Source organism: Amycolatopsis sp. NPDC059657, assembly GCF_042734395.1.
Lineage (GTDB): Bacteria > Actinomycetota > Actinomycetes > Mycobacteriales > Pseudonocardiaceae > Amycolatopsis.
The window spans coordinates 7071-13012 of sequence record NZ_JBHWEB010000188.1 but is presented as its reverse complement, the minus strand read 5'-3'; the positions used below and the strand labels follow the sequence as shown (position 1 = coordinate 13012).

Here is a 5942-nt window from a genome sequence, read left to right as displayed (position 1 = left end):
AAAAACGGCATCCACATCCTGACCGCACTCCACAACGCCATCACCGGCAACCCCTGGCTACCAACCAACCCAGCAACCACCTGACTAGTTACGCCAGCGCTTCGGGATCGGCGACGAGCTGCCTGCCACGACGGAACGCCTGGAGGTTGCCCGCGACCGCGACCCCGTTGAGCTCGATGGCGCGTTCGAGGCTCGCCGCGTCCAGCGGGATGACGCCGGTCTGGTAGGCCGCGCCGAGCTGGAGGATGTTGGCGAACTGGTCGTCGTCGAACAGGGTCTCCGCCAGCGCGCGGGCGTCGAGCGCGACGGTGCGTGCCGCGTTCGCCGAGATCGCGCCGCGCACGGCTGCGGCGTCGGGGAAGGACACGGTGGTGTCGACGACCATGCGGCCGGTCGGCACCTCGGTGGTGGAGACGACCGCGGTCGTGCGGGCGGCATCGGCGACCGACAGGTACGCCGGGTCGGCGCCGACCAGCACATCACAGGCCAGGTAGAGGTCACATTCGCCGGTCGCGAGCTTCGGCGCCTGCGCCACCGGGCCTGCGGTGATCTTCAGATCGGAGACGACCGCGCCGCCCTTCTGCGCCAGGCCGGTCTGATCGAGCGTCCGCACCTGCCTGCCTTCGAGCACGGCGGCGGTGGCGAGGATCTGCGCGACGGTGACCACGCCGGTGCCGCCGACCCCGGTGATCCGGACGGTGACGTCGGTGCCGGTGCGCGCGGGCTCCGGCAGTTCGGCCGCGGTGAGCTCACCCAGGCCGCGCCGCTGCTTGCGGCCGCTGGGCACCACCGTCATGAACGACGGGCAGTCGCCTGCCAAGCATGAATAGTCCACATTGCACGAAGACTGGTGGATCGCGGTCTTGCGGCCGAACTCGGTGGCGACCGGCTGCACCGACAGGCAGTTGGACTTGGCGCCGCAGTCGCCGCAGCCCTCACACACCCGCTCGTTGATCACGACCTTGGCCGCCGGGGTCTCCAGCTTGCCGCGGCGGCGCTTGCGGCGCTTCTCGGCGGCGCATTCCTGGTCGTGGATGAGCACGGTCACGCCGGGCACCGCGGCCAGTTCTTCTTGCGTGCTCAGCAGTTCGTCGCGGTGGCGGACGTCCACTCCCCCTGGCAGCCGCACCCGGCGGAACCTGCTCGGCTCGTCGGTGGTGATGACCACCTTGGCGACGCCTTCGGTCAGCAGCAGCGCCGCGAGCCGGTCCACCGGGAGCCCGCCGACGGCGTCCTGGCCACCGGTCATCGCAACCGTCGAGTTGTAGAGGATCTTGTAGGTGATGTTCACGCCGGCGGCGACCGAGGCGCGCACCGCGAGGCTGCCGGAGTGGGTGAACGTGCCGTCACCGAGGTTCTGCACGAAATGCGTGGCCTCGACGAACGGCGCCATGCCGATCCACTGCGCGCCCTCGCCGCCCATCTGGGTCAGCCCGACGACGTCGCCGACCTGCTCGGGTTCCATGAACAACGCCATCGCGTGGCAGCCGATCCCGCCGCCGACCACGGTCCCCTCCGGCACCTTGGTCGACGAGTTGTGCGGGCAGCCCGAGCAGAAGTAGGGCGTCCGCGTCAGCAACGGCACGGCGATACGGTCCCGTCGCCGCCGCTGCCGCCATGCGCTCACCGATGGGATCTCACCCAGCCGGCCCGCCAGCGCGGTGGCGACGCTCTCGGGATCGAGTTCGCCCAGTTCGCTACACAGGGTGCGGCCGTCGGGCCCGGTCTTGCCGTGCACGGCAGGCGCGCCCGCGGTGCCGTACAGCACCTCCTTGACCGCCGCTTCGACGAACGACCGCTTCTCCTCTATCACCACGATCTCGGAAAGCCCGTCGGCGAACTCGCGCACGATCGACGGTTCGAGCGGATAGATCACGCCGAGCTTCAGTACCCGGATCCCGTTACGGGTCAACGCTTCCTCGTCCAGCCCGAGCAAGCGCAGCGCCTGCATCAAGTCCAAATAGGACTTCCCGGCGGCGGCGATCCCGATACGATCCTGGGGTCCCTTGTGGACGATCCGGTTGATCCCGCTCGCCCGGATGTACTCCACCGCGAGCGGCAGCCGCTCGGTGAAGAGACTGCGTTCGAGATTCATCAGCGTGGTGCCCAGCAGCCGCGCGCTCGGCTCGTGCCGATACGGCTTGAAGCCGGGCGAGAGGACCGGCGCCGTCCACTGTGGCCGGACATGGGCGGTGCCCGCGGCGTCGGCCACGTTGGCCACCAGTTTCATCGACGACCACAGCCCGCTCGCCCTGGACAGCTCGACGGCGTGCAGGCCGAAGTCGAGCACGTCCTGCGAGTCCGACGGAAAGAACACCGGCATGGCCAGGTCGGCCAGCGCGAGTTCGGAGACACACGGCACCGTGGACGACTTCGCGTTGGGATCGTCACCGACCAGCGCCACCGCGCCACCGGCCGGGGCAGTGCCCGCGAGGTTGGCGTGCCGCAGCGCGTCGGTGGCCCGGTCGAGCCCGGGAGCCTTGCCGTACCAGATCCCGGTGGCACCGGCGAGCTGGCTGCCCATGACCGAGGTCGCGGCCAGCTCCTCGTTCAGCCCCGGCCGGTGCACGACGTTGTGCTTGTCGAGCAGCGCGGACCGCCGCCCGAGTTCGAGGTCGTACCCGGCCAGCGGCGAGCCCTCGTACCCGGAGACGAACACGGCGGGCGACGCCCCGTTCGCGCGGTCGTGCCGCACCCGGTCGAACAGCATCCGGACCAGTGCCTGTACCCCGCTGAGGTAGACGGTGCCGTCTTCCCGCAGGTACCGGTCTTCCAGCGTGAACTGCTCCACCACACCGTCCTCCTCCGCCGTCGTTCGGAGTAGGAGACCTGTGCGTCACACCCGCTCGCAATACCCGAACGGCATTTCGCGGTCGCGACGCAAAAGATCCACGCCACAAGTGCTTCTGGACGACATTTGTTGCGCGAGAGTACGCTCCGGCCCCATGCTGATCGACGAGACCGACCGCGAGATCCTGGAGCTGCTGCGCGAGGACGCCCGGCGCACCCTCGCCGACATCGGCGCCCGCGTGACGCTGTCCACCGCGGCGGTCAAACGCCGCATCGACCGCCTGCAGGAGACCGGCGTCATCGTCGGCTACACCGTCCAGCTCGATCACACCAAGCTCGGCTGGGGCATCGAGGCGTTCACCGAACTCCGCTTCACCGGCACGACGAAGGTCGGCGAAATCGTCCGCACGACCACCCGCATGCCCGAGGCGCAGGCGGTCTTCACCATCGCGGGCGACCCGGACGCGCTGGTCTGGCTCCGCGTGCGCGACATGGCCCACCTGCAGCGCACCATCGACGAGATCCGCACCCACCACCAGGTCACCGGCACGAAGACCCTCATCGCGCTCGACAGCTGGATGCGCGGCCAGCAATGGCCCACGTGAGCGCGCCTCAGCCCAGTACGCGCTCCCTGACGAATTCGGCCAGCACCCGATAGACGTCCTCGCGGTCCAGCTCGTTCAGGATGTTGTGGCGGTCCTCGGGGAAGACGACGGCACGGGCGTCCGGCAGCAGCTCGGCCACTCGCGGCGCGGCCTCGACGAGCGCGTGCAGCGTCTCCAGCCGCAGGCCGCCTCGCCAGGTCAGCGGATCGTCGCGGATCTGCTGCGCGTACCCGGCCGTGCCTGGTCAGCTCGCCGGGGTCCTTGCGCAGCTCCCACGGGTCGATCCCGCTGGCCAGCAGCACCGCGAGGCCGCCGGCAGCGAGTGCGTGGTCACTCCTTCACCCTAAGCCGCGGGACCGACGTTTCTCACGTCGTGGACGCGACCGGCTCGCGGCCGTGCTCGGTCGCGGCGAACGCCCGGTTCACCAGCGGCCGCAGCGGTTTCGACTGGACCGTGCGCATCACCCAGGCGTTGAACCTGATGCCCCACTTCGACTTCGGGGCGGCCGCGGCGACCCGGCCGGGCGGCAGTTTCTGCGCCGACGCGACCCTGGGCCGCATCGCCGACTCGAACGCCGCCAGCGCCTCGGGCAGCCGGTTCCCTGCCTCGCGCAGCGCGGACGCCAGCTCGTCGGCACCACGCAACGCCAAGGCGGTCCCGAGGCCGCTGAGCGGGCTGGCGCACCAGGCGCTGTCGCCGACCAGCACCACCCGGCCGTCATGCCAAGCGGGCATGTGTACCTGATCGAGGGTGTCCAGCGCGAAGTCCGAAGCGGTCGCGGCGGCGTCGAGGAACTCCCGCGTGCGCCAGCCGACGTCGGCGAAAGTGCGCTCCAGCAAAGCGAACCTGGCCTCGTTGTCGCCGCGCGGCGGCAGCGTGTCGGCGCCGAAGGTCATGCCGATCTCCTGTTGACCCGCATGCCCCGGCCTGGCGGCCACGGCGCGTCGGCCGGGCGCGTTGTGCATGAGGAACCAGCCGTCGAGCGCGGGCGTCCCGGGCTTCTCCTCGAGGGTGAACCAGGCGTGCGCCAGGCCGAGCGGCTTGCGGAACCGCTCCTCCGGGCCGAAACGCAGCGCGCGTACCCGCGAGTGCGCGCCGTCCGCGCCGACGACCAGGTCGAACGTCCCCTCGTCGCCGCCGCGGAATCGGGCCAGCACCCCGTTTTCGCTGTCTTCGAGCGCCTCGACGGTTTCGCCGAAGCGGTGCGTCACGCCGGGCCCCGCGGCCTCGTGGATGATCCGCGCGAGGTCGGTGCGCAGCAGTTCCTCCTTCGAGACCAGTCCTTGGCCGTCGAAGGCCTCCACCGGCATCGTGGCGAGCGGCCGCTCGTTCTCGTCGATCCACGCGGCGCCGCGCTGCGGCACCAAGCAGTCCAATGCCTTCTCGAGCAGACCGGCGCGCTCCAGCACCTCGCGACTGTCCCCGCGCAGGTCGACGGTCTGCCCGCCGGTCCGCAGCGCGGGCGCGATCTCGGCGACGGTCACCAGCCAGCCGTCCCGCTCCAGCAGCAAAGCCAGCGTGTCCCCCGCGATCCCGCCACCGACGATCAAAGCCTTCATGACCCCTCATCTCCCTGATGCGAATCTTTCGCGTTTAACGCTAGCGCGCCCGAGAGTGCTAACGCAACAGATTCGCGATAAGCTCTCCTCGTGGCCCAAGCGACAGGTGTGACGCGTCCCGGCGGACGTACCGCCCGAACCAGGGACGCCGTCCACACGGCCACCCGCGAGCTCCTGGCCGAATCCACGGACGGCACCGTCGACCTGGCCGCCGTCGCGGCCAAGTCCGGCGTGCACATCGCCACCATCTACCGCCGCTGGCGTACCGCGGAGGGCCTGATCATCGACACGGTCGTGGAGGAGCTCAGCGAGCGTTCCCCGCTGCCCGCGACCGGCGACCTCCGCGCGGACATGCTCGTCTGGGTCACCCGGCTCCTGACCGACCTGCGCGCGCCGAACCATCTCGCGTTCTTCCGGGCACTCGCCAAAGCGGGCGAGAACGGGCTGTCGGACGTCCAGCAGTTCGCCGGGCCACGGGTGCGCGAGATCGAGGCCACCCTGGAGGCGAGCGGCTCCACCACGCTCGGCTGGACCGACGTGTTCGAGCTCGTCCTGGCCCCGGCGTACATCCGCGCGCTGATGTCGATGCCCCTGGATCCCGAGACCGACGCCGAGCGCCTGGTCGCCAACCTCATCGCGGTCCGCGACAGCCGCTGACCACTGTGTCGCGCGTCACGGAATGTCTCCCGCGCCCAGGCGCTACACCCAGTTACCAGATTCGTGATCAAGGGAGTGACATGTCCGCCACCGCCACCCCGTCGCCGGAGACCGCCGCGACGCTCGTCCCCGCACTCGACGACTTCGACTTCCCGCTCACCGACGGCGCCGCCTGCCGCATCGATGACCCGGACTGCGAAGCCTGCCAGTAGCGGACTCGTGAGTGTTCCCGCCGGTTAGAAACCAGGGGAACAAAGAACAACAACCAAAACAGGGGACGAGGGGCTCTATGAGATAAAAGAAAAACCACCCCACCATACCCACCACGAG

The 5942-nt window shown here is 69.9% G+C and carries 5 protein-coding genes and 1 pseudogene; 3 read left to right on the top strand and 3 right to left on the bottom strand.

Going from position 1 to position 5942, the window contains the following annotated elements; translation table 11 throughout:
* Window positions 1-88 precede the first annotated feature (88 nt).
* Window positions 89-2806: pseudogene (locus ACFV15_RS45795) on the bottom strand (indolepyruvate ferredoxin oxidoreductase family protein); the annotation flags it as partial.
* Window positions 2807-2945: 139 nt separating this feature from the next.
* Between ACFV15_RS45795 and ACFV15_RS45790 the strand changes: the two are divergent.
* A complete protein-coding gene (locus ACFV15_RS45790) occupies window positions 2946-3395 on the top strand; it encodes an Lrp/AsnC family transcriptional regulator (RefSeq protein ID WP_378359484.1) in 450 nt (149 codons plus the stop codon).
* A gap of 7 nt (window positions 3396-3402) precedes the next feature.
* Here the strand turns inward: ACFV15_RS45790 and ACFV15_RS45785 are convergent, their stop codons facing one another.
* On the bottom strand, window positions 3403-3534 hold the full coding sequence (locus ACFV15_RS45785; RefSeq protein ID WP_378359483.1) for a hypothetical protein: 132 nt from the start codon (window positions 3532-3534) through the stop codon (window positions 3403-3405).
* 227 nt (window positions 3535-3761) lie between these two features.
* A complete protein-coding gene (locus tag ACFV15_RS45780; protein WP_378359481.1) occupies window positions 3762-4955 on the bottom strand; it encodes an FAD-dependent monooxygenase in 1194 nt (397 codons plus the stop codon).
* Between the two features lie 90 nt (window positions 4956-5045).
* Between ACFV15_RS45780 and ACFV15_RS45775 the strand changes: the two genes are divergently transcribed.
* Entirely contained in the window at window positions 5046-5612 is a 567-nt protein-coding gene (locus ACFV15_RS45775; RefSeq protein ID WP_378359480.1) for a TetR/AcrR family transcriptional regulator C-terminal ligand-binding domain-containing protein, read from the top strand.
* An 80-nt stretch (window positions 5613-5692) separates the two neighbouring features.
* Window positions 5693-5824: a hypothetical protein gene (locus ACFV15_RS45770; protein ID WP_378359478.1), complete on the top strand. Its 132-nt coding sequence runs from the start codon at window positions 5693-5695 to the stop codon at window positions 5822-5824.
* The last annotated feature ends 118 nt before the right edge of the window (window positions 5825-5942 follow it).

Coding starts and splice junctions, on each gene's coding strand:
- ACFV15_RS45790 (WP_378359484.1), top strand. CDS start 2,946: ATGCTGATCGACGAGACCGACCGCGAGATCCTGGAGCTGCTGCGCGAG.
- ACFV15_RS45780 (WP_378359481.1), bottom strand. CDS start 4,955: ATGAAGGCTTTGATCGTCGGTGGCGGGATCGCGGGGGACACGCTGGCT.
- ACFV15_RS45770 (WP_378359478.1), top strand. CDS start 5,693: ATGTCCGCCACCGCCACCCCGTCGCCGGAGACCGCCGCGACGCTCGTC.